This window comes from Paraburkholderia sp. J41, assembly GCF_905220235.1.
Classification (GTDB): domain Bacteria; phylum Pseudomonadota; class Gammaproteobacteria; order Burkholderiales; family Burkholderiaceae; genus Paraburkholderia.
Window position 1 is genome coordinate 98,927 of the sequence record NZ_CAJMZE010000012.1, and the last position, 22,552, is coordinate 121,478.

The window sequence follows — 22,552 nt, forward strand, 5'->3', positions numbered from 1 at the left end:
AACATCATGAAATTTCGAAAGAGGCTGGCGGCGCTGCCGCTTACAGTCCTGGTCACGCTCGCGCCCAATGTCCCGGCGCAAAGCCTTGGCGGCATCGAAACCGAACAGAACCAACAGCAACGGCGCGACGCGCAACAACGTGAAGCCGCAGTATCTGCGCCGGTTGTGCGCTCTGAACTGCCGAAGATCGAAGCGTATCCCGCACTCCCGCACGAATCGCCGTGTTTCCGCATCGACCGTTTCGCGCTCGACGTGCCTGACGCTCTGCCGGAGAGCGCGCGCACGAAAGGCGCGTCAGCATTACCGCAAGACCCGTTCGCATTCGCACGCGAATGGCTCGCCCACTATCAAGGTCAGTGTGTCGGCAAGGAAGGTATCGACGTGCTCACCAAGGGATTGCAGCAGGCAATCTTGAGCCGTGGCTACGTGACCACGCGCGTACTCGTGCAGCCGCAAGACCTGTCAAGCGGAACCCTGAAACTCGCACTTGTGCCGGGTATCGTGCGCAGCATCGCCTTCGCCGATCCGTCGATGTGGGGCACATGGAAAACGGCCTATCCGACCAGCAGCGGCGACGTGCTGAACCTGCGCGATCTTGAACAAGGTCTGGAGCAGATGAAGCGCGTCAGCAGCCAGGACGTGAGCATGGAAATCCGGCCGACCGACGTACCGGGCGAAAGCGATGTCGTGCTCGCGATCAAGCGCGCGAAGCCCTGGACGTTCGTCGCATCGGTCGATAATTCGGGAACCGAATCGACGGGCAAATGGCAAGGCAACGTCAGCCTCGGTGTTGATAACCCGCTCGGCCTGAACGACATCCTTTCTCTCGGCGCAAATCAGGACTTATCGTTCGGCAACAAGGCACTCGGCTCGCACGGCTTCAACGGCTCGTATTCAATCCCGTGGGGCTACTGGACCGCAACGCTTTCGGGCAACACCAACACGTACTACCAGAACATCGCGGGCGTGAACCAGACGTTGGTCTCCAGCGGCAACTCGCAGAGCGCAGCACTACGCATCGCACGCGTGCTCTCGCGCAGCCAGAACGACGTGCTCGGCGGCTATGTGCAGCTATCGAAGCGCTTCGGCGACAGCTTCCTAAACGACGCGACCGTCCCGACACAAGCGCGCAACAACACCTTCCTGGAGCTCGGCGCGAACGACCGCCATTACTTCGGTGCGGCACAGTTCGACGGCACGCTCGCCTACCGTCAGGGCATCGGCGGATTGGGCGCAACCGACGATCCCTACGCGGAAGGCCCGACGTACCGCTTCCATATGGCCGTACTCGACGCGAATCTCTCGGTGCCGTTCGCAATCGGCGGCCAGAGTTTGCAGTATGTCGGCACGGTACACGGCCAGTTCACGAACGACACGCTGTTCTATATCGACGACCTGACCATCGGCAGCCGCTACACGGTGCGCGGCTTCGACGGCGAAACGATGCTCGCGGCCGAACGCGGCTTCTACTGGCGCAACGAACTGCAATGGCCGGTGTTCCGGACGGGCCAGACGCTGTATGCGGGGATCGACTACGGGCGCGTGTTCGGACCGAACACGGCGGCTCTGGCGGGGACACAACTGGCGGGCGCGGTGATTGGCATTCGCGGCGGCGTGCCGTCGAAATATGTCGGCGTGTCCTACGACCTGTTCGCAGGAACGCCGATCTACAAACCATCAGGATTCCCGACTGCCCGCGTGACAGTCGGGTTTCAGCTAACGGCTCAGTTTTAGGCGGATGCCCGTTCCTGCACCGAACGTCATCGAGAATACTCATGCGCGAAATGCGCGGCCCGGTTCTGCCGAGTGCGCTGTATTCCATGACGTCGTCCTCGACCGGCATTCCGGCCAATCGCGCGAAAACAACATGGCATGAAAGGCCCAAGACGAATGACGCAATGTCATGGGTCCGCATCCAGGTCATTGCACAGGTGGCGGCGGTGGCGGCGCATAGCGGCGGTGGCGGCGCATAGCGCCGGTCGTTACGCGCATAAGTCACGATCTCCACCCGGCGATCCGGTTGCAGACAAGCGACGAGGCTCTCGCGCGGCTGATTGTCGGCGCAATGAGAAACGGGGTCCTGCATGCCGAAGCCGCGCGCGTCGATGCGATCGGCCGGAATGCCTTGCTCGACCAGCAGCGCCTTGACGGCTTCCGCGCGGCGTTGCGAAAGCGCGAGATTGTACGAAGCGGCGCCGAGCCGGTCCGTATAGCCGCGCACTTCGATATGGCCGAAGCGCTTCGCGTTCAGCTTCGCGGCAATCTCGCGAATGTCGGCGCGGCCGCCGGGCAGCACGTCGGCAACGTCGCCGCGATCGAACGGAAAGAGCGCGTCCGCCGAAAGCCGCATCACTTGCGCGACGGGCTCGGGCGGGGGCGGGGGAACCGGCGCGCCGCGCGCGACCTCGATCCAGTGGCCCGGCACCCAAACGTAGCGGCCATATTGCCAGCGGTAATAGCCGGCCTGCCACGCATAGCCCACGCGCGGCGCGGGCGCGGCCTCATAAACGGGCGCGGGCGGCGCGAGCACCATGACCTGCGCGTTGGCGGGCGCGCAGCCGGCGAACCATGCGGAAGCCAGGACGACGCCGGCCGACAAACTCATGGCGATGCGGCGGCGGAGGAGGGCGTGTGTCATGTCGTTTCGTATCCATGTGGGTTGGACTTGCGTGCATGCTAGCGTTTGCCATGCCTACAAGCCTTTGCCGAATGTAACGAAACGCACGAAGCGCCAGGTCGGCCAGCGCGTGCTGCGAGCGACGAGAAGGGTTTGCCAACAGGCAATGCCGGGGTTTCATCAGCCTTATGAAAGTAATGCGATGTAATGCGCGATGCCCGCGCGTTGCCCGCGATCGCCCGTTATTCAAGCGATCTCACATCGCGCCACGTCCCGTGCGACGCTCGCACCGCACCCGGATTTCGCTTTGGCGGGCCAGCACTTATTTTCGAGAATTCCGGCGCGGCGCATTGGCGGGCGACCGGAAACGCGTTTGGCAACTTCGCGCCAAGACATCATGTCGCGCGGCGAATAGCCGCTGGCACACGGCGCGACGCGAAAAACGCCGTCGCGCCGCGCTATACTTTCGCGCTTTCTTGCCCAGCCAGTTTCAGGATTCTCATGAGCGCCTTGCCTTCCTGCCCGAAATGCCATTCCGAGTTCACGTATGAGGATGCCGGCGTCTTTATCTGCCCGGAATGCGCGCACGAGTGGTCGACTTCGGCCGCCGCGGCAACGGACGAGGCGGCCGGCTCCGCAAGCCGGGTCTATCGCGATTCGGCGGGCAACGTGCTCCAGGACGGCGATACGGTCACGGTCATCAAGGACCTGAAGCTCAAGGGCTCGGGCGGCGTCATCAAAATGGGCACCAAGGTCAGGAACATCCGGCTGGTGGACAACGATCACGACATTGATTGCAAGATCGACGGCTTCGGCGCGATGAGCTTAAAGACCGAGTTCGTGCGCAAGGCTTGATTGACGGTTTTCGGATCGGGCGCGCGAGGTAAGAAGCGCGCGTGATTCGGCAAGATCCGGCAAGGCCTGCCATGCGCAGGCTTTTTGTTTTAAGCGTTATTTAACATAATGCAAATTATCGACATTCTCCGCACTCGCAACAAACGCATGCCGCCGGCCGCAAACCCTCACAACGGATGAAACGGCGTGCGCGCCCGATCCTCGAGCCGCATGTTCAATCGACGCAACACCGTCAGCAATTGCGCCTGCTCGGCCGCGTTCAACACCGACATCAACGTTTCGTACGCATGATCCAGGCACGGATCGACGCGATCGAGCAACGCGTTGCCTTCGCCGGTCAATTCCATCGACACGCCGCGCCGGCTGTCCGCGGGCGACCGCGTCAAAAGCCCGCGCGCTTCGAGCGCACGCGCGAGATGCGAGGTCGTCACCTTGTCCAGACCAATGGCGCGCGCGAGCGTCGCCTGATCGAGACGCGGGCACGCATGCAGCACCGTGAGCACCGAAAGCTGCCCGGGCGTAATGCCGACGCCGCTGCACGCGCCCTCGAAAATCGCCGCCGAAATCTGATGCGCACGCCGCAGCAAAAAACCGGGCCGCGCGTACAGCAGCGCAAGGCGCTCCTTGGGCGTTTTTCGCGTCGTGCGTGCGCGCGCCGCCGCTTTGCGCCCGGCGGCGAACGGATTGCGCACGCTCACGTTCGCGACCTGCGCGTCGCGAAGCCGCGCCGAATACAGCGTCGCGCAACCGGCTTCCGTGGCGGCCGCAACCAGCACGGCCGCCGCGAAATCGAGGCCGCTTTGCTGCGCGATCGTGCGTGCGGCATCGAGCGTGGCGCTCGTGACGTCGTGCGTCACGGCATGCGCGCGGATCGTTTCGATACATTCGTCGATCTCGTTCCAGCGCAGGCCGAGCGTGCCTTGCAGCACCTGAATCGTCTCGGTCAGCCCTTGCGCCGTGAGCACCACGCCCTCGCGCAGAATACGCTCGGCCGTGTCGGCTGTCGCGGCGTCGCCGTCGAGCAAAAGCAGCAGCACGCTGCTGTCCACGAACGCTTGCGTCACCATGCGCCCTCGCCTTCGTCCGCGAAAAAATCTGCGGGCAAACGGCCGCGAAACCGCCGCAGATTTTCGAGCGCATCGGCGGCGGGCGCCACGCGCACGACTTCGAAACCCGTCGCGCCATGCGGGCGAATCTCGACTTGCTCGCCCTCGCGCAAACCGAGCGCCTGCACGAGCGTCGCGGGCAGATCGAGCGTCAATGTGTTCGCGCGGCGCGCGATGCGCGCGCGTTCGGCGGCCTTGATGGTGGGCATGAGGTAATGATTGAGATAACGACGATTGGCGGTCAGGCTACGCTGCCCGCGATGATAAAAAAGCCCGGAAAAAGCGGCATGAAACGTCAACGCCGCGCCGTCTGCCCGCTCAATTCGAGCCCGGCTTTCGCGCTCAAACGCAAGCAGAACGGCACGCTCGTCATGGCGATGAACCCGATCAGCGCGAACGCGTGCGCGAAGTCTATCGCGCCAGGCTGCGCGCGCTGGCCGATTTGCGCGGAAAGCCCGACGATCACCGTCGCCATCGAAATACCGAGCATCACCGCGAGTTGCTGCGCGGCCGTGTTCAAGGTGGTCGCGGGCGAGACCTTGCTGCCCGGCAAATCCGCGTAGGCAATGGCCGCGAGCGCGTTGAATTGCACCGAGCGCGAAAAGCCGCCCGCCGAAACGATCACGGCGATCAACGTGATGCCCCAGTCCGCGCGAAACGCCGCGCAAGCGACGAGCGCGCCCGAGCACAGCACCCCGTTGACGATCAGCACGTTGCGAAAGCCGAAACGGCGCAGCAGCCCCGAAGTCTGCGTCTTGGTCACGAACGCGATGGCGCCGCTCGCGAGCAGCACCGCCCCGCTTTCGACCGCCGAATAGCCCAGCCCGATTTGCAGCATGAGCGGCAGCAGGAACGGCACCGCGCCATAACCCACGCGCACGAGGCTACCCGCCCAAAACGACGTACTGAAGGTCTGAAAGCGCAGCAGCGTGAAGTCGAGCAAAGGACGCACGCTGCGGCGCGCGAACGTGACATACGCCGCGGCCGATAGCGCGAACGCCGCTCCCAGCGCGAGATAAACCGCGAGCGGAATCTCGCGGTGACGCGCCATTTCCAGCATCGCCACCAAGGCCGCGAGCGCCACGCTCAAGCTCGCCCATTCGCGCAGATTGAACGGCGTGTCGTCCTCGTCGACGATCTGCGGCACGATGCGCTTCGTCAGCAGACAACCCGCAAGCCCGACCGGTATGTTGAGCCAGAAAATCCAGCGCCACGACGCGTAAGTGGCGATCACGCCGCCGAGCGGCGGCCCGAACAACGGCCCGAGCATCGCGGGCGTAATCATCCACGCGAGCGCCGCGACGAGCGACGCGCGCGGCGTGGTGCGCACGATCGCGATGCGCCCGACCGGCACCATCAGCGCGCCGCTGAAACCCTGCACCGCGCGCGCCGCGATGAGCGTGGGCAAGTTCCCCGCCACGCCGCATACCGCCGAACTCAGCACGAACACCAGCAGCGCGAACTGAAACGTCGAGCGCGTGCCCCACTTGCCGGCGAGCATGCCGCTCAGCGGAATGAAGATCACGCTGCACAGCAGATAGACCGTCATGCTCAGATCGAGGCTCAGCGCGCCCACGCCCAGCGCATGCGCGATTTGCGGCACGGCCGGCGCGATGATCGTGGAATCGAGCTGCTCCATGAAGAACGCGCTGCCGACCAGCAGCGAAAGCGGACGAAAATCTGTTTTGGCGTCGATCATATTCGGCATATGGGTTCGCATACTAACTACACACGATGAAATGGCGTTGCCGCAGCTTCACGACGACTGCTTTCGCAGCGAGACGCGATTTTGACGCCTATTTCAACGGCATCAAATGTGAATTTGCGCTTTGCTTTGAATCAATTGATATAAACGTCGCGATGTTTTTCGCATAGCATCACCGTGTTCTCAGCGGATTCGTTTCGCAGATAGTGTAGTCCAATAGTTAGTGTACGTACTTATTCCGGGCCGACCGTCACCGTTCGCGCCAATTCTTCATCCCGCAACCGCCATGACCCAGCTTTCGTTGATCGACCCTTCGGCACTGTCCCAGGCGAGCGCCGGCATCGCCCTTGACCTGCGCTCGCCGGACAGCTACTGGCAAGGCCATTTGCCGAACGCGCGGCAGGTCGACGCCGCCCTCTTCGCGCTGCCGAAAACCGACGCCGCCTCCGTGCAGCAATACGAAGCGCGCCTGCGCTGGCTCTTTTCCACCCTCGGTTTGAACGCCGATGCGCCGGTGCTCGTCTACGGCGAGAACTTCGACGGCAGCGTGGCGCGCGCCGCCTGGGCGCTGGCCTTCGCGGGCGTCAAACGCGTCAGCGTGCTCGCCGGGCCGCTCGCGCAGGCCGACGGCGTGCCGCTCTCACGCGAGGCGCCGGTGTTCGCCGCGCAACCGTTCGCGCTTTCCGCGCAACGCGCCCTGCTCGCCACCGCCGACGACATTGCCGCCACCCTCGGCAACGCGGGCACGCGCATCGTGGACGCCCGCGAAGCCGACGACTATCGCGGCACGAAAGCGGCCACGAAAGCAGGCACCAACGCAGGCACCAACGCAGGCACGAAGCCTGGCGCGGGCCACATTCCCGGCGCGCTGCACTGGGACAACCGCCAGGAGCTGAACGCGGCAGGCACGCTCGACACCCCGGACGCCCTCGCCGAACGCTTCGGCGCACTCGGCCTTGCGAAGCACGAACCCATCGTCGTGTATTGCGGCGGCGGCCCGCGCGCGTCGCGCACCTGGCTCGCGCTCCAGCGCGCGGGCTATACGCGGGCGAGCGTCTACCAGTCGTCGTGGGGCGAATGGGGTGCGCGCGCCGATCTGCCCGTCGAAACGTCCGCGAATTGACGCATTCCGATAACCACAACACCCGATCCCATTCTGGAGCCTCCCATGGCAACCCTTCTCGACGACGATTTCGAATTGCTACAGCAACGCCTGCTGCCGGAAAGCGCCTATCGCGCGCACGGCGAAGCGCGCTTCGGCATCGCGCTCGAACCCTACTCGCCCGTCGTGGGCGCGAAAGTGCGCGGCCTGCGCATCAACAGCACCGACACGGTGCCCGGCGAAGTGCGCCAGTTCCTGCTCGACAGCCTGAGCCGGCACGGCTTTCTCGCGTTCGAGCCCGGCACGGTGTCGGCGGCCGATTTCGCGCATCTCGTGCAACTGTTCGGCCGTTCCGAGTACACGGGCACACCGTACACGCCCGTTGCCGAGGAAAGTTCGAACGTCAACACGATCGACTCCGAGGTCAAGAAAACGCGCATGAATTTCATCTGGCACATCGACCAGGCGTTTCGCGCCGAGCCTCCGCGCTTCACGGTGCTGTTCGGCAAGAAGGTGCCCCCGTTCGGCGGCGACACGGTGTTCAGCAACGCACAAGCCGCCTATGAACTTCTCGATCCGCTATTTGCTCAGTACCTCGAAACACTTTACGTGGCGCAGGACGTGGAAACGATGGGCTTTCTCACGCTCGCCTATCGCGACGAAGAAGAACTCGCACGCCAGAAAGCGCGTTTTCCGTGGATTCGCACGCCGCTCGTTCGCGTGCATCCCGAAACGGGCAAGAAGCAGATTTACGTCAACGAGCTGTATACGCAGCGCATTCTCGGGCTCTCGCGCATCGCCAGCCAGAACATTCTCGGCATTCTGTTCGACCTGGTGAAGTCGCCCGAAGTGCTCACGCGCTTCCAGTGGGAAGAAGGCTCGGTCCTTATCTGGGACAACCGCGTCGTGCAGCATCGCGGCGTGGGCGATTACGGCTCGGGGCATCGCGTGCTGCTGCGCGCCGTGGTCGAGTGACGGCGCGCCACAACCATTCCTCATACGCTACGGAAAATAACGATGAATCGCCGTGAAGCACTCAAAAGCCTGACCGCGCTCGGCACGCTCGGCGCAATGGGATGGAGCGCCACCGCCGGCCGCGCGCTCGCGGCCGGCGGCGCTTCGTCCAGCGGGCCGGTGCGCATCACGCTGCCTTCCACGGGCAGCGCCGGCTCGGTTTGGCGTCCGCTGATCGACCAGAATCATTTCGACCAGGGTCTCGATTTGCATTGGGTCACCGCCGACCCCGGCAGCATGCAGGTGCAGCTCACGGCCGGGTCGCTCGACGTGGGCGTGTTCGGCGCGGTGGGCCTCGCCACGCTCGTCAACAAGGGCAGCGACATCGTGCTGTTCGGCCCGGCGCTCAACAATCACGGCCGCTGGCTCGTGAAGGCGGACAGCCCGTATCGCACGCCGCGCGATTTGATCGGCAAGCCGATTGCCTCCACCGCGGAAACCAGCGAAACCTGGCAGCAGGCGCTGATCGCCGCGCATCTCGACGGCCTCGATCTGCGCAAGGACTTCAAGGTGATCCACGGTTCGCCCACGGCGAATCTCGCGCTGTTCCAGCGCGGCGACGTGGAAGCCATCGTCACGCTGGAACCCACGGCGAGCCGCCTCGTCGCGCAAGGCGCGCGAGAAATCGCGCGCGTCGCCGACATCTGGAAGCACGCCACGGGCGAGCGCAACTCGCCGTTCCTCGTCGGTCTGGCGGCAAGCCGCCGCTGGCTCGACGCGAATCGCGACACCGCGCAACGCATCGTGAAGATGTTCGTCGAGGTCAACGGCTTCGTGCATCGGCGTCCGCAATCGCTCACGCAGATCGCGACGCAAATCGGCTTCAGGCCCGACGAAACGGCCGCCGCCGCGCTGCTGCCGCAACGGTTGACCGACGCCTATGCAACCGCCTGGGACACCGAAACATTCGCCACCATCGACAAGCAGATCGACACGGCGGTTTCGCTCGGCATTCTCGCGAAGAAGCCGAATCGCCAAATCTACACGCAACTATCATGAGCGATGCCGTCAAGACCCGCCTGATGCGCCCCGCCGCGCCGCCGCGGCTCGCCGCGCTCCTGCGCCCGCTCGCGGCGCGCGTGCTGCCTTCGCTGCTGTACTTCGTCGTGCTGCTGGCCGCGTGGGAAGCGATGGCGCGCGCGCTGCATTCGCCGCTCGTGCCCGACGTGCGCGCCATTTACGCGCAGATCGTGGAGATCGTCGCGAACGGCAGCGCCTTCGTGCAAATCTGGCTCACGTTCGCGCGCATGGCGCTCGGCTTTCTGCTCGCGCTCGCGGTCGCGCTGCCGGTGGGCATCGCCACGGCGCGCTCGAAGTTGCTCGCGCGCTTCGTCGAGCCCGGCATCACGCTCGGCCTCACGGTGCCGGGTCTCGTGTGGGCGCTGCTGTGCGTGATCTGGTTCGGCACGAGCCTGCTTTCGCCGGTGATTTCGGTGGCGCTCGGCGTGCTGCCTTCGCTCGTCATTTCGGTGAAGGAAGGCATTCAGTCGCTGAGCGGCGAACTCGTGGAAATGGCGCATGTGTTTCGTCTCAAACGGCTCACGATACTGCGCAAGATCTGGTTGCCGCTGCTTTACGCTTTCATCGTGCCGGGCACGCGCGTGGGCTTTTCGATCGCATGGAAAGTGATCGTGCTCGTGGAAATCTTCGGCATGTCCGATGGCGTGGGTTATCAGCTCAACGCGCAGTTCAGCACGCAGAACGTCGAAGGCGTGATCGCGTGGACGGTCGCGTTTTGGGCCACCATGCTCGTGGTCGAGCATCTGATCTTCGCGCCCATCGAGCACCACGCCAATCGCTGGAAGAAAAGGACCGCCGCATGAGCAGCAGCATCACGATCGAAAGCGTGCGCAAGACGTTTCCGCGCTCGGCGCACGGCAACGCATTGACGGTGTTCGACGGCATCGACATCCATATTCCCGCCGGGCAGCTCGTGGCGCTCGTCGGGCCTTCGGGCTGCGGAAAATCCACGCTGCTCAACATGATCGCGGGCCTCGACGCGCCCACGGCGGGCGCGATCCGTTTCGGCGACGGCCGCTCGCGCGCCGCGCCCGAATTGAGCGTGGTGTTTCAGCAGCCGCGCCTGATCGACTGGCTGCACGTGGACGAGAACATTGCCATTGCGTTCGACCGCGTGCGCGACGGCTCGCGCGATGCGCCCGACGCGGCCGCGCGCGAGGCCGCCACGCACGACCTGCTCGCGAAAGTGGGTTTGCTCGGCCACCGGCGCGCGTATCCGCAGTTTCTTTCGGGCGGACAGAAACAGCGCGTGGCGATTGCGCGCGCGTTCGCCGTGCATCCCGACGTGCTGCTGCTCGACGAACCGTTCAGCGCGCTCGACGAACTCACCGCGCGAAAGCTGCGCGAATTGCTGCAAGCGATGTGGGTGGGCGAGGAGGAGCGCCGCCCGACCGGCGTGCTCGTCACGCACAACATGCTGGAGGCGGCATTTCTGTGCGACCGCATCTACGTGATCGGCAAGCATTCGGGCGGCATTGCGGCAACCATCGACGTGGACGTGCCGCGCCCGCGCAACCCCGACGATCCCGCGTTGTTCGACGTGCATCGCGCCATCATGCAAGCGCTCGAATAAACGCATCGCGTTCGGCCTTGCCGTAACCCGCACCACCCATGCAGGCGGATTCGACGATCCGCCTCTTACCTGGCGTCGAATTAATAAGGATTGCAGATTGATCTGCCGCGCCAGCATCGTTTCACTCACTCACGCTTACGTCCGGATTCCCACAATGACAACTCACTTCTCGCGCCGGCGCCCGCTGCATTGCGCCGCCACCGCGGCCAGCGCCGCCTTGTTCGTTCTCGCCGCCGATGCGCACGCTCAAAGCAGCGTCACGCTCTACGGCATCGTGGAGGACGGCCTCGTCTATACGAACAACCAGAAAGGCGGCGCCACGCTCCAGGCGACCACGGGCGCGACCAACACGAGTCGCGTCGGCTTGCGCGGCGCCGAGGACCTGGGCGGCGGTTATCGCGCGGTATTCACGCTGGAAAACGGCTTCGACGCCTCCACGGGCAAGCTCGGCCAGGGCGGTCTGCTGTTTGGCCGCACCGCGAGCGTCGGCATCGCCTCGCCTTACGGCACGGTCACGGCGGGCCGCCAGTACGAACCGGTGAGCGAATACCTCGGCTCGCTGAGCAGCGCGCTGCAATGGGCGGGTTGGACCGGCGCGCATCCGGGCGACGTCGACAACATGCAGTCCACCATCCGTTTCAACAACTCGCTCGAATACGCAAGCCCGGCATGGAACGGCTTCTCGTTCAAGGCGATGTTCGCGCCGGGCGGCGTGGCCGGCTCGTTCGCGCGCCAGCGGGCGATGAGCTTCGGCGCGGGCTGGCAAGGCGCGTTCGGCGGGGTGAGCGCGGCGTATCTGAACCTGAACGATCCTTCGGTGTCGGCGTATGGCGGCACCGTGCTGCCGGGGCAAACGGGCTATGCGAGTCCGGTGGCGAGCCCGATCTACAGCGGCTACGCCTCGGCGGACACGTTGCAGATCGTGGGCGCGGGCGCGAACGTGACGCTCGCGGGCCTGCGGCTGGACGCGATCTACACGAACACGCGCTATCAAAACGTGCAACCCACGGCAACCACGCCGTTTCGCGGCGGCACCGCGCAGTTCAACACGGTCGAAGTCAACGGCAGCTACCGCTTCGCGCCGCAACTGCTGACGGGCGCGGCATTCATCTACACGAAAGGCGAAACCGCTAAATACACGCAGATCAACCTGGGAGCCGATTACTCGCTGTCGCGCCGCACCGACATCGGCCTGATCGGCGTCTGGCAACACGCCACGGGCACGGACTCGACCGGCAAAGCCGCCGTGGCCGATATCGCGAGCCTGAGCGCATCGAGCACGCCCAATCAGGTGGCGATCCGGCTCAATCTGCGCCATCGCTTCTGAGCGAACGCAGGCGCTTCCCGGCATTTCCCCGTCGATGCCGGCGCAACCCGTCGCGCGAAAAAATTCTCGATTGGCGCGACGGATTTCCCCGCCTCCCTCCGTTCAAGCGATAGAGGCCGCGCGCAGCCGCACGCGCCGGCCCGCCCTTGCGAACCCAGGAACTCCGGGAGGCCCTTCATGCCGACACAATCCGCCCGCCCGCTGCGCACGCTGTTCGGCGCCGCCGTGCTCGCGCTCGCCAGCGCTTCCGCCTTCGCCCAGACCGTGATCGTCGCGCCCAATGCGCCGCCGCCGCCGCGCGTGGAAACCGTGCCGCCGCCGCGCGCGGGCTATGCGTGGGACCCCGGCCACTGGCGCTGGGCGCACGGCGGCTACGTCTGGGCGCCGGGCCACTGGCGGCCGGTGCGCGCGGGCTATCGCTGGGTGCCGGGGCATTGGGTCGCGCGCGGCCCGAACTGGCGCTGGGTGCCGGGCCACTGGGCGTGAGACGGCGGCATGAGCCCTGTCGGCCGACGCGGTGCGCGGCCATGAAAACGCTCGCCGCCCTCACCCTGCTCGCGCTCGTTGCGGCCACCCTGAGCGGCTGCATCGTGGTGCCGGCGCGCCCGGCGTACTACCGGCCGGCGGTCGTCGTATATTGAACGTTCGCGAACCGGCCAAAGCCGCGCGGGCCGCCCGGCCGGCGCCCGCCCTCCACGGAGAACACGACGATGACACGCGCGCCGACGCGCATTCCCGCCCGATCGCCGCGCGCGCCTCGCCGGAACGGTGCCGCGCCTCGCCGGAACGGTGCCGCGCCTTGAGCGAGCGCGATCCCGACGCCGACCTCGTCGCACGCGTGGGCGAACACGACGCGGGCGCGGTGCGCACGCTCGTCGCGCGCAAGCTGCCGCGCCTGCTCGCGCTCGCCACGCGCCTGCTCGGCGACCGCATGGAGGCCGAGGACATCGCGCAGGAGACCTTCGTGCGCATCTGGAAACAGGCGCCCCACTGGCGCGGCGGCGAGGCGAAATTCGATACGTGGCTGCATCGCGTGGCGCTCAATCTCTGCTACGACCGCCTGCGTGGCCGCCGCGAGCAGCCCGCCGACACCATGCCCGAGGAAGCCGATCCCGCCGCCGCGCCGGATCTGCATATGGAAACGCGCTCGCGCGACGAACGCGTGCGCGCGGCGCTGGCCGCGTTGCCCGTGCGGCAGCGCGAAGCGCTCGTGCTCACTTATTATCAAGAGCTTTCGAATCTGGAAGCCGCCGGCCTGATGGACATTTCGGTCGACGCGCTCGAAAGCCTGCTGGCGCGCGCCCGGCGCACCCTGCGCGCACAACTGGCCGGCGAAAGCGCCGGCAAGGACTCAGCATGACACCCGAACGATTCCACACGCTCGTCGATGCGTGGGGCGGCGACCCGCGCCGCTGGCCCGAGCACGAGCGCGCCGAAGCGCTGGCGTGGGCGCGCGCGCATCGCGACGAAGCCGACGCGGCGCTCGCGCGCGCGCTCGAACTCGACGCGTGGCTTTCACGCGACTTCATCGAGCCGCCCTCACGCGCGCTGATCGAGCGGATCGCGACGGGCGCGCCTTCGGCGGCGCCGCCCGCGCGCCCGCCCGCCACGCGGCGGCGCTTCTGGTGGTCGGGCGTGGGACTCGCCGGCGTGGGACTCGCGGGCGCGCTGGCCGGCGCGTTCGCCGTGTCGTTCGCGATGTCGTTTTCGTTGCTCGCGGGCGCGCCGAACACGGCACACCCGATCGCCGACAGCAGCTACGGCAGTTACGACGGCGCGCACGAAAGCAGTTTCCTCGGCTCGCTCGACGAAGGGAGCGACGAATGAACCGCCGTTCCTGGAAGGCGCTGATCGTGGGATCGGTGCTGCTCAACGTGTTTTTGCTGGGCGCGATCGCGGGCGGCGCGTGGCGCTGGGTCGCGGCGCAGGGCACGATGCAGTCGCTGATGCAGAAGCAGACGGCGGCGCATCCCGGCCCACGCACCGCGCTGCGTTTCGCCACCGACGACCTTTCGCCGGCGCGCCGCGAGCAGTTCGTCGAAGCGCTGCGCGCCGCGCGCCGCGCGGGCCGCGCCGACGCGATCGAGGCACGCGAAGACCGCCGCGCCGTGCTCGATCTGCTCGCCGCGCCCACGCTCGACCGCGCCGCGCTCGACGACGCGCTCGCGCGCACGCGCGCCGCCGACAGCGCCCTGCGCGCGAAAATCGAAGGCGGCGTGGCCGACTACGCAGCCACGCTCACGCCCGACGAACGCCAGAAGTTCGCCGAAGGGCTGAAGCGCAGCGGCCAGTGGCGGCAACCCGCCGCGCCGCCACGCAACAAGGCCAGCGAAGCCGACTAGAACGGCGCTTGAAACGATAAAGGCGGCAGCGAAGGCGCGGCGCGAAAAAAATCAAAAATCGTGCGACGGATAGTGGCGCGAGCGGCGTTTAAGGAACAGAGAGGCACACACCGACACCTACGCAACGCCACGAGGAACGCGCATGGAAAGCCAGCCGACCGCACGCGCCGCCGCGATCGCGATGAATCGCTTCGGCCTGGGCGCGCGCCCCGACGAAACGCCGCCGCGAGATCCGCAGCAATGGCTGCTCGATCAGTTCGACCGCTACGAGCCGCTGCCCGCCGCGTGGCGCGACCAACCCGGCGCGGTGGCGCTCACGACGCGCTTCGGCGAGGAGCGCATGCAGGGGTTGAACGGTGCCGATAATGCCGCCGATACGGCCGCGAGCGCGCCGCCTGCCGTATCGTCGACATCGTCCGCATTGTCCGCATCGCCTGCATCGCCTGCATCGCCTGCATCGGCAAAACAGGCGCAACGCCAGGCCGTTAACCGCGCGATTCGCCGCGAAGGCGCGCAGGTGTATCGCAGCGCCGTGAATGCGCGCCTCGCCAGCGCGCTGCAAACGGACACGCCGTTCGTCGAGCGCCTCGTGCATTTCTGGTCCAACCACTTCGCCGTATCCGTCGATAAACCGGCGCTCGCGGGTCTCGCGGGTTCGTTCGAAATGGAAGCGATTCGCCCGCACGTGCTCGGCAAATTCGACGACCTGCTCGTGGCCGTCGAACAGCACGCCGCCATGCAGGTCTTTCTCGATCAGGTGCGCTCGGTGGGGCCGAACAGCCGTGCCGCGCTGCGCGCCGACGCGCGCGACCCCGAGCACAAGCGCGGGCTCAACGAAAACCTCGCGCGCGAGATCATGGAACTGCACACGCTCGGCGTGCGCACGGGCTACACGCAGGACGACGTGACCGAATTCGCGCGCGCGCTCACAGGCTGGAGCGTGGCGGGCGTGCGCGGGCCGCAGCCCGGCAACGCGGCGCCCGGCGCCTTCGTGTTTCGCCCCGCGCTGCACGAGCCCGGCGCGCGCACGGTCATGGGCAAAACCTATAGTCAGGATAACGAAGCACAAGCGCTGGCCGTGCTGCACGACCTCGCGCACGCGAACGCCACGAGCCGGCACATTGCGTTTCAGCTCGCGCGGCACTTCGTCGCCGACGATCCGCCGCCCGTGCTCACCGCGCAGCTCGCGCAAGCCTTCGAGCAAAGCGGCGGCGACCTGCCCACGGTGTATCGCGCGCTCGTGGCCGCGCCGCAAGCGTGGCGCGGCACCACCGGCGCGAAGTTCAAGACGCCGTGGGACTGGAGCGTTTCGTCGATGCGCGCGCTCGGCTGGCGCGAGCGCGGCGACCTGAACGCGGCGCCGCTGCTCGCGCAACTGGGCCAGCCCGTGTGGCGCCCCGGCTCGCCCGCCGGTTACGACGACATCGCCGCAAGCTGGGCCGCGCCCGATGCGCTCGTGCGCCGCGTGGAGGTCGCGCAGCGCTTCGCCGCGCGCGTGGGCGACCGGCTCGACCCGCGCACGCTCGGCGAGAGCGTCTTGCCGGGCGTGCTGAGTGCGCCCACGGCCGCCGCCGTCACGCATGCCGAAAGCGCGCAGACCGCGGTCGCGCTGCTGCTCGTTTCGCCCGATTTTCTGAGGAGATAACCGATGCTCTCCCGTCGTCACTTTCTGCGCGTCGCCGCCGCCGGCGCGGGCGCGATGCTCGTCGCGCCGCACATCGTGTTCGCGAACGCGGCCACCGACCGCCGCTTCGTGTTCGTGATCCAGCGTGGCGCCGCCGACGGTCTCAACATCGTCGTGCCCTACGCCGATCCCGCCTACGCGGGATTGCGCGGCGCGCTCGCCATCGACACGAGCCGCGCCGCAAAGCTCGACGGCACGTTCGCGCTGCATCCGGCGCTTGCGCAAACGGCGCAGATGTATCGCTCGGGCGAGGCGCTGTTCGTACACGCGATTGCCTCGCCGTATCGCGACCGCTCGCATTTCGACGGCCAGAACGTGCTCGAAACGGGCGGACGCGCGCCGTATCAGGTCAAGGACGGCTGGCTCAACCGGCTCGTGGCGCAAGTCGGATCGACGCAGGAAAACGCCATCGCGTTCGCGCCGACCATGCCGCTCGCGCTGCGCGGCGCCGCGCGCGCCACCTCCTACGCGCCCTCCGCGCTGCCCGCCGCCTCCGACGATCTGCTTACGCGCGTTTCCGCGCTCTACGACGGCGACGCGCAGTTGCGCGGACTGTGGGCTTCGGCGATGAATGCGCGCGGGCTTGCCGGCGACGCGCACGCAAAGCAGGACCCGGCCGGTGTGGGCAAGCTCGCCGCGCAATTTCTCGCGCGCCCGGACGGCCCGCGCATCGCCATGATCGAAACCGGCGGCTGGGACACGCACAGCGCGCAGAACGCGCGGCTTTCGAATCAACTGAAAGCGCTCGACACCCTGCTCGCGGCGCTGCGCGACGGCCTTGGCCCCGCGTGGGGCAGCACCACGGTGCTGGTCGCAACCGAGTTCGGGCGCACGGCGGCGGCCAACGGCACGGGCGGCACCGACCACGGACAGGGCTCCGTGGCGATGCTGGCGGGCGGCGCGGTGGCCGGCGGACGCATGATCGCCGACTGGCCGGGCCTGCGCAACGCCGACCTTTACGAAGGCCGCGACCTCAAGCCCACCGCTTCGCTCGATGCGCTGATCGCGGGCGCGGCGGCCGAAACGCTCAGGCTCGATCCGCAACGCACGCACGCGGCGCTATTCGCGCAAGCGGGCGCATCGCAGCCCATGACGGGTTTGATCAAGACGTGACAAACACGCGAAACGGATGCGGCGCGAAGAGACCCGGCGAAACAACGACACGCCAATCACAAATCCACAATCAAGGAGGAATAACACCGTGAAAATGAAGCCGATACTTCTCGCCACCCTGCTGACCGGCTCGGCGCTGCTTTCGGCGTGCGTGGTCGAACCCGCGCGGCCGCCGCAGCCCGCGCCGCGCGTGGAAGTGGCCCCGCCGCCGCCCGCGCCGGGCTATCACTGGGTCAAGGGCCACTATCGCTGGGAAGGCAACCACTGGGCGTGGGTGCCGGGGCATTGGGTTGAAGCCTACTGATGTTTCAATACTGATGCTTCAATTCAGTCAGGATCCCTTATCGACCGGCAGCGCGCGACACGCGGTAATCGCGTGCGTCATCAAGAACGCTTGCGCCTCGGTGAACTTGCGCATGGCACCGTGCGTCAGGTTCGATTCGCCGCCTTGCAAAGGCCGATCGGTTGCGCGTAAAACGGCGCGAGGCACCCGCCTCGCGCTTTCGCCGACAAATCGCCGTTGGGAGCCGATGCACGCGGCCTGCCGTAAGCGCCGAGCGGCGCCCTCGATCGAAAGAAGCCTCAAGTCAACGAATGCGGATCGACAATTCGACGTCGTCGCCCACGGCGGTCGAGAGATAGCCGGAATCGTGCGAGCGCATGCGCGCGAGATATTCGGGGCTGAAATCGGCATTGTCGGCGACGATCAACGCGCCCGGCCGCAAGCGGCTTTCGACAAGATTCAGCACGTCGTCGTAGAGCGCTTTCGCGCCGTCCAGCAGCAGCAAGTCGATTGTTTCCGGCAAGTCGGCGCTCAGCGTCTCGAGTGCGTCGCCTTCGCGAATTTCCACGAGATCGCCGACACCGCCTTCGGCAAAGTGCGCGCGCGCCCGCGCCACCTTGCCCGCCTCGAACTCCGTCGTGATGATGCGGCCGCCGCCGTTGTCGCGCAACGCCGCAGCGAGATGCAGCGTGGAAATGCCGAACGAGGTGCCGAATTCGATCACCGTTCGCGCGCGCGTGCTGCGCGCCAGCGTGTACAGCAACACGCCCGTTTCCCTGGAAACGGGCAGCCAGAGGTCTTTCAGCTTGCCGTAAAACTCCCGATACCCGGTCTTGCTGCGCAGCAGGCGCGCGCGTTCTTCACGCGGCATCTTCGCGAGTTCGGGGCTGGTGGCGGCGTCGGCTTCGTCGAACAGGCGTTGCAGCAGCGGACCGACCGGCGATGTGATGAGTGTGCTCATGATGAAGTTTTCCAGATCGAATGAATCAAACGAAGGCGCGCTTTGAATTCGCTTTAAATTCGCTTTAGACGCGCTTTGAAAGTACGTGTACGGCGCTTGCGGCAATGCGCCGCCGCGATAGAGCCGCGGCGAGCAGACGTAGCCGCGCCCGCGACGAATCGCGTTGCGTTGAGGTCGACATAATCGTTAGGAATCCGTTTTAAATGGAGCGATGCCGGTGCGGGCTCGACATCGCATCGCGCAACTCGGGAATTCAGGCTGAGGCAAGCACGTTGCGTTGCATTGAAGAATACGATGAATGCATCGCGTTTTCTATTCGCATTCGCGGGCGCGATCCGAAATGCGCGCCGGGCGCCGTCGGGCCTGCATTTGCGGGCGAAAAGGCGCGGCTCACGCATGCTCTCGCGCGCCGCTATTCACGTTTGCGGCAAGACCGGCGCCAATTGCTTGAGCGCGAGTGCGAACGCCACTACACTACCAGTCGTTTTTCGCCCTTCGCTTTTCGCCCTTCGCTTTTCCCTTTTTTTCGCCCTTCGTTAACGACACTTCACGACCATGGCTACACGCCGAAGCCCTCAGATCGCCTCGCGCAAAGCGCCGCAGCAGGCGCGCTCCACCGAACTCGTGGCCGCCATTTTGCAAGCGGCCGCCCAGGTCTTGAAGAAAGAAGGCGCGCAACGCTTCACGACGGCGCGCGTGGCGGAAAAAGCCGGTGTGAGCGTTGGGTCGGTTTATCAATACTTTCCCAACAAGGCGGCCATTCTGTTTCAGTTGCAAAGCGACGAATGGCGGCAAACCGGCGAAATGCTGGGCGGCGTGCTGTCCGATACGAGCAGGCCGCCGCTCGAACGGATGCGCATCTTCATTCACGCGTTCATCAAATCGGAGTGCGAGGAAGCGAAAATGCGCGTGGCGCTCAACGACGCCGCGCCGCTCTATCGCGACACGCCCGAGGCACGCGAGGCGCGCTCGGCCATCGACCCTATCGTCGATACGTTCATGCTGGAAATGCTTCCCGAGGCGGCGGCGCCCCAACGCGCGCTGGCGGGCGACCTGATCGCGGCCACGTTCAGCAGCGTGGGCAAGCACTTTTCGGGCAAGCCGCGCACGGCCGAGGAAATCGAAGCCTACGCGAACGCCATGACGGACATGTTCAGCGCGTATCTCGTGAGCCTGGGCCGGCGCTAGGCGGCGCGCGGCGGGACATCGAAGGCGATTTTCACGAGCCCGCGTGGCGCGACGTTCGTGAAGTTGAAGTGCGAGCGGCGTTATCGAACCGCAGCAGCGCGAGTTAAATCGGCGAGTTAAATCGGCGAGTTAAATCCGCGAGTTAAACCCGCGATTAGACCAGCGAGTTAAACCCGCGAATCAAACCAGCAATTGCCGCGCAAGAATCTCGCGCGCCTGCGCGACGGTTTCGCTTTCGCCGGAAGCAGGCGGCGTGAGCGAAAACACGGCCTGAGTGAGCGCGGGCAGTTGATGGCGCGCGCCCAGCTTCACGAGCCCTTCGCCAATCGCCGACGCGCACAGGCAACCCACGCCCAGCCCCGCGGCCAGCAACGATTGCAGCCCCGCCACGCCCGAGGCGCTGTGTACCATCACATAGGGAATGCGCTGATCCTCGAGCGCGCTCACGGCCACCTGGTGCGCCACGCAGTCGTCGGGCAGCAGCACGAGCGGCAGCGGCTGCGGCAGCGACTCCGCGAGCGCCGGCGACGCAACCCAATGCAGCGATTCGCGCCGCAGCACCCAACGCGTGTCGCTGGGCGCGGGACGCACGCGTGCGCCTTCGATATGCATCACCACGCCGATATCAATTTGCCCGCGCGCGAGCGCCAGCTCGATCTCGCCGCTTTTCGCCGAACTCACGTGCAGGCTCAATTGCGGATAGCATTCGCGCAGCCGCGCGAGCATGCCCGCCACTTCGTGAGTGCGGAAATACTCGCTGATGCCGACGCGCAATTCGCCCCGGATCGACTGCCCGCGCGCCTCGTCGAACGCGGCTTCGTTGAGCGCCACGATGCGCCGCGCCTGGTCGAGCAGCCGCAAGCCGGCCGGCGTGGCCGCCACGCCGCGCTTGCTGCGCACGAACAGCGGCACGCCCGCGCGCGCTTCGAGCTTGCGCATCTGCTCGCTCACCGTCGATTGCGAGAGGTGCAGCGCGGGCGCCGCCGCGGTGAGACTGCCCACCTCCGCGACCACGGTGAAGGTTCGCAACTGGTCGAGTTCGAAACCGCGCATGATGCCGCCCCTCTATCCATCGGTTAAGTCGATGGATGTTACCAGCATTTCCCGCTTTTCCGCTGACGGCATGCCGTGGACAATGCAATCTCGGCCCGGCTCCCCCGGGCTTCGACGCAAGGTTTCCGCATGACCGACAACACCGTACCGGCGGCCGCGCCCGCCGCGCCCGCGCAACACGCCGCCGCGCCTTCCGACACGAGCAGCCACCACGGCTGGGCGCTCGTGGTCCTGCTCGTGGGCGCGATCCTCCCGCCGCTCGACTATTTCATCGTCAACCTCGCGCTCCCGGCGATTCACGGCGGCCTCGGCGCGAGCAGCGCGCAATTGCAGCTCGTGGTGTCGGCGTATGCGTGCGCGAACGCCGTCGCGCAAATCACGGGCGGACGGCTCGGCGACCTCTACGGCCGCAGGCGCATGTTCATGATCGGCATGGCGGGATTCGTGATCGCCTCCGCCGTCTGCGGTCTTGCGCCGAGCGGCGGCGTGCTGGTCGGGGGACGCATCCTCCAGGGCTTGTTCGCCGCCGTGCTCGCGCCGCAAGTGCTCGCGACGATCCGCAGCGTGTTCACGCCGCACGAGCAGATTCGGGTGATGAGCTTCTACGGCTTCGTGTTCGGCGTGGCCGCCGTGATCGGCCAGTTGGGCGGCGGCGCGCTCATCAGCCTGCATCCGTTCGGGCTGGGCTGGCGCGCGATTTTTCTCGTGAATCTGCCGATCGGCGCGCTCGCGCTGCTCGGAAGCTGGCGCTTCATTCCCGAAAGCCGCCCGCAGCATCGCGCGCGCATCGACTTGCCCGGCTCCGCACTGCTCTCGCTATTTCTGCTGATGCTCGTGTATCCGCTCACGCAAGGCCGCGAAACCGGCTGGCCCGCATGGATGCTCGCGTGCCTCGCGCTCTCGCTGCCCGTGCTCGCGCTGCTGCTGCGCGTGGAGCGGCGCACGCTCGAAGCGGGCCGCGACCCGCTGCTCGACGTGCGGCTGTTTCGCAATCCCGTGGTCGCGCTCGGGCTCACGCTCGCGTTCCTGTTCTATATGCTGAGCGCGTTCTTTCTCAGCTACGGCATCTTTCTGCAAGGCGCGCTGCAATGGTCGCCGCTCGTGTGCGGCCTCGCGATCCTGCCGTTCGGGCTGGGCTTTCTCGGCAGTCCGCTGCTGATGCCGCGCCTCGTCGCGCGTTTCGGCAGCTATCGCGTGCTCACGCTCGGCTTCGCGATGATCGCCATCGGCCTGAGCACGGCCGCCGCGCTCGCGCGCACGAGCGCGCCCGGTGCGGGCTTCTATCTGGGGCTTGCAGCGATGGGCATCGGCCAGGGGCTGGTGCTGCCCTCGGTCGTGCGCATCGTGCTCGCGGAAGTGGAGCCGGCGCGCGCGGGCGTGGCGTCGGGCATGGTCACGGCGATGTTGCAGATCGGCGCGGCCGTGGGCGCGGCCACCTTCGGCGGCGTGTTCTTCGCGCGGCTCGGCGCGCATCCGGCGCCGGCCGATTACCCGGCGGCGTTCAGAACGGCGATGTTCGCGCTCGTGATCGTGCTGTGGGGCTGCATGCTGCTTTCGACGCGGCTTCCGGCGCTGCATCGGCGCGCGATGGCGAGGCGTTGAGGCGGCG

At 66.5% G+C, this 22,552-nt stretch carries 23 protein-coding genes and 1 pseudogene; 18 read left to right on the top strand and 6 right to left on the bottom strand.

The window, feature by feature from the left end; translation table 11 throughout:
* Window positions 1–6: 6 nt before the first annotated feature.
* Both U5805_RS14875 and U5805_RS14880 read left to right on the top strand, forming a co-directional pair.
* On the top strand, window positions 7–1,734 hold the full coding sequence (locus U5805_RS14875; RefSeq protein WP_322104242.1) for a ShlB/FhaC/HecB family hemolysin secretion/activation protein: 1,728 nt from the start codon (window positions 7–9) through the stop codon (window positions 1,732–1,734).
* 41 nt (window positions 1,735–1,775) lie between these two features.
* Window positions 1,776–1,973: a hypothetical protein gene (locus tag U5805_RS14880; protein WP_322104243.1), complete on the top strand. Its 198-nt coding sequence runs from the start codon at window positions 1,776–1,778 to the stop codon at window positions 1,971–1,973.
* A 137-nt stretch (window positions 1,974–2,110) separates the two neighbouring features.
* Here the strand turns inward: U5805_RS14880 and U5805_RS31810 are convergent.
* Window positions 2,111–2,638: pseudogene (locus U5805_RS31810) on the bottom strand (OmpA family protein); the annotation flags it as partial.
* A 480-nt stretch (window positions 2,639–3,118) separates the two neighbouring features.
* Here U5805_RS31810 and U5805_RS14890 point away from each other — a divergent pair.
* Window positions 3,119–3,472, top strand: a complete 354-nt coding sequence (locus U5805_RS14890) for a zinc ribbon domain-containing protein YjdM (RefSeq protein ID WP_322104332.1) — start codon at window positions 3,119–3,121, stop codon at window positions 3,470–3,472.
* 167 nt (window positions 3,473–3,639) lie between these two features.
* On the opposite strand, the gene U5805_RS14895 is transcribed toward U5805_RS14890, so the two are convergent.
* The 3 genes from U5805_RS14895 to U5805_RS14905 form a co-directional block, all read right to left on the bottom strand.
* The gene (locus U5805_RS14895) at window positions 3,640–4,539 is read right to left on the bottom strand and encodes a MarR family transcriptional regulator (protein WP_322104245.1); all 900 of its coding nucleotides are present in this window, start codon (window positions 4,537–4,539) and stop codon (window positions 3,640–3,642) included.
* The gene (locus U5805_RS14900; protein ID WP_322104246.1) at window positions 4,533–4,787 is read right to left on the bottom strand and encodes an AbrB/MazE/SpoVT family DNA-binding domain-containing protein; all 255 of its coding nucleotides are present in this window, start codon (window positions 4,785–4,787) and stop codon (window positions 4,533–4,535) included. The genes U5805_RS14895 and U5805_RS14900 overlap by 7 nt, the downstream gene beginning before the upstream one ends.
* An 86-nt stretch (window positions 4,788–4,873) precedes the next feature.
* Entirely contained in the window at window positions 4,874–6,286 is a 1,413-nt protein-coding gene (locus U5805_RS14905) for an MFS transporter (RefSeq protein ID WP_322104247.1), read from the bottom strand.
* 283 nt (window positions 6,287–6,569) lie between these two features.
* Here U5805_RS14905 and U5805_RS14910 point away from each other — a divergent pair, with 283 nt between their 5' ends.
* The 13 genes from U5805_RS14910 (at window position 6,570) to U5805_RS14970 (ending at window position 17,762) form a co-directional block, all read left to right on the top strand.
* A complete protein-coding gene (locus U5805_RS14910; protein WP_322104248.1) occupies window positions 6,570–7,406 on the top strand; it encodes a sulfurtransferase in 837 nt (278 codons plus the stop codon).
* Between the two features lie 45 nt (window positions 7,407–7,451).
* Entirely contained in the window at window positions 7,452–8,360 is a 909-nt protein-coding gene (locus tag U5805_RS14915; RefSeq protein ID WP_322104249.1) for a TauD/TfdA family dioxygenase, read from the top strand.
* A gap of 42 nt (window positions 8,361–8,402) precedes the next feature.
* Window positions 8,403–9,398: an ABC transporter substrate-binding protein gene (locus tag U5805_RS14920; protein ID WP_322104250.1), complete on the top strand. Its 996-nt coding sequence runs from the start codon at window positions 8,403–8,405 to the stop codon at window positions 9,396–9,398.
* Window positions 9,395–10,222 (top strand): ABC transporter permease, encoded by an 828-nt coding sequence (locus U5805_RS14925; RefSeq protein ID WP_322104251.1) that lies wholly within the window; start codon window positions 9,395–9,397, stop codon window positions 10,220–10,222. Before U5805_RS14920 ends, U5805_RS14925 begins: the two co-directional genes overlap by 4 nt.
* Window positions 10,219–10,992, top strand: coding sequence for an ABC transporter ATP-binding protein (locus U5805_RS14930; protein WP_322104252.1), 774 nt, complete (start codon window positions 10,219–10,221; stop codon window positions 10,990–10,992). The genes U5805_RS14925 and U5805_RS14930 overlap by 4 nt, the downstream gene beginning before the upstream one ends.
* Window positions 10,993–11,146: 154 nt before the next feature.
* Window positions 11,147–12,319 carry a porin gene (locus tag U5805_RS14935; protein ID WP_322104253.1) on the top strand — a complete coding sequence of 391 codons (1,173 nt, stop codon included), beginning with the start codon at window positions 11,147–11,149 and terminating at the stop codon, window positions 12,317–12,319.
* 177 nt (window positions 12,320–12,496) lie between these two features.
* The gene (locus U5805_RS14940; RefSeq protein WP_322104254.1) at window positions 12,497–12,805 is read left to right on the top strand and encodes a hypothetical protein; all 309 of its coding nucleotides are present in this window, start codon (window positions 12,497–12,499) and stop codon (window positions 12,803–12,805) included.
* A gap of 148 nt (window positions 12,806–12,953) precedes the next feature.
* Window positions 12,954–13,679: an RNA polymerase sigma factor gene (locus U5805_RS14945; RefSeq protein WP_415914604.1), complete on the top strand. Its 726-nt coding sequence runs from the start codon at window positions 12,954–12,956 to the stop codon at window positions 13,677–13,679.
* Window positions 13,676–14,146, top strand: a complete 471-nt coding sequence (locus tag U5805_RS14950; protein ID WP_322104255.1) for a hypothetical protein — start codon at window positions 13,676–13,678, stop codon at window positions 14,144–14,146. The genes U5805_RS14945 and U5805_RS14950 overlap by 4 nt, the downstream gene beginning before the upstream one ends.
* On the top strand, window positions 14,143–14,661 hold the full coding sequence (locus tag U5805_RS14955) for a periplasmic heavy metal sensor (RefSeq protein WP_322104256.1): 519 nt from the start codon (window positions 14,143–14,145) through the stop codon (window positions 14,659–14,661). Before U5805_RS14950 ends, U5805_RS14955 begins: the two co-directional genes overlap by 4 nt.
* A 142-nt stretch (window positions 14,662–14,803) precedes the next feature.
* Complete coding sequence (locus tag U5805_RS14960; protein WP_322104257.1) at window positions 14,804–16,306, top strand: DUF1800 domain-containing protein; 1,503 nt, start codon at window positions 14,804–14,806, stop codon at window positions 16,304–16,306.
* Between the two features lie 3 nt (window positions 16,307–16,309).
* Window positions 16,310–17,458, top strand: a complete 1,149-nt coding sequence (locus tag U5805_RS14965; RefSeq protein WP_322104258.1) for a DUF1501 domain-containing protein — start codon at window positions 16,310–16,312, stop codon at window positions 17,456–17,458.
* 94 nt (window positions 17,459–17,552) lie between these two features.
* Complete coding sequence (locus U5805_RS14970) at window positions 17,553–17,762, top strand: YXWGXW repeat-containing protein (protein WP_415914601.1); 210 nt, start codon at window positions 17,553–17,555, stop codon at window positions 17,760–17,762.
* 283 nt (window positions 17,763–18,045) lie between these two features.
* Here the strand turns inward: U5805_RS14970 and U5805_RS14975 are convergent, their stop codons facing one another.
* Window positions 18,046–18,702: an O-methyltransferase gene (locus tag U5805_RS14975; protein ID WP_322104260.1), complete on the bottom strand. Its 657-nt coding sequence runs from the start codon at window positions 18,700–18,702 to the stop codon at window positions 18,046–18,048.
* Between the two features lie 555 nt (window positions 18,703–19,257).
* Between U5805_RS14975 and U5805_RS14980 the strand changes: the two genes are divergently transcribed.
* On the top strand, window positions 19,258–19,890 hold the full coding sequence (locus U5805_RS14980) for a TetR family transcriptional regulator (RefSeq protein ID WP_322104261.1): 633 nt from the start codon (window positions 19,258–19,260) through the stop codon (window positions 19,888–19,890).
* 180 nt (window positions 19,891–20,070) lie between these two features.
* Here U5805_RS14980 and U5805_RS14985 read toward each other — a convergent pair whose 3' ends face one another.
* Window positions 20,071–20,943, bottom strand: coding sequence for a LysR family transcriptional regulator (locus U5805_RS14985; RefSeq protein WP_322104262.1), 873 nt, complete (start codon window positions 20,941–20,943; stop codon window positions 20,071–20,073).
* Between the two features lie 129 nt (window positions 20,944–21,072).
* On the opposite strand from U5805_RS14985, the gene U5805_RS14990 reads away from it, so the two are divergent.
* Window positions 21,073–22,545: an MFS transporter gene (locus U5805_RS14990; protein ID WP_322104263.1), complete on the top strand. Its 1,473-nt coding sequence runs from the start codon at window positions 21,073–21,075 to the stop codon at window positions 22,543–22,545.
* Window positions 22,546–22,552: the final 7 nt, after the last annotated feature.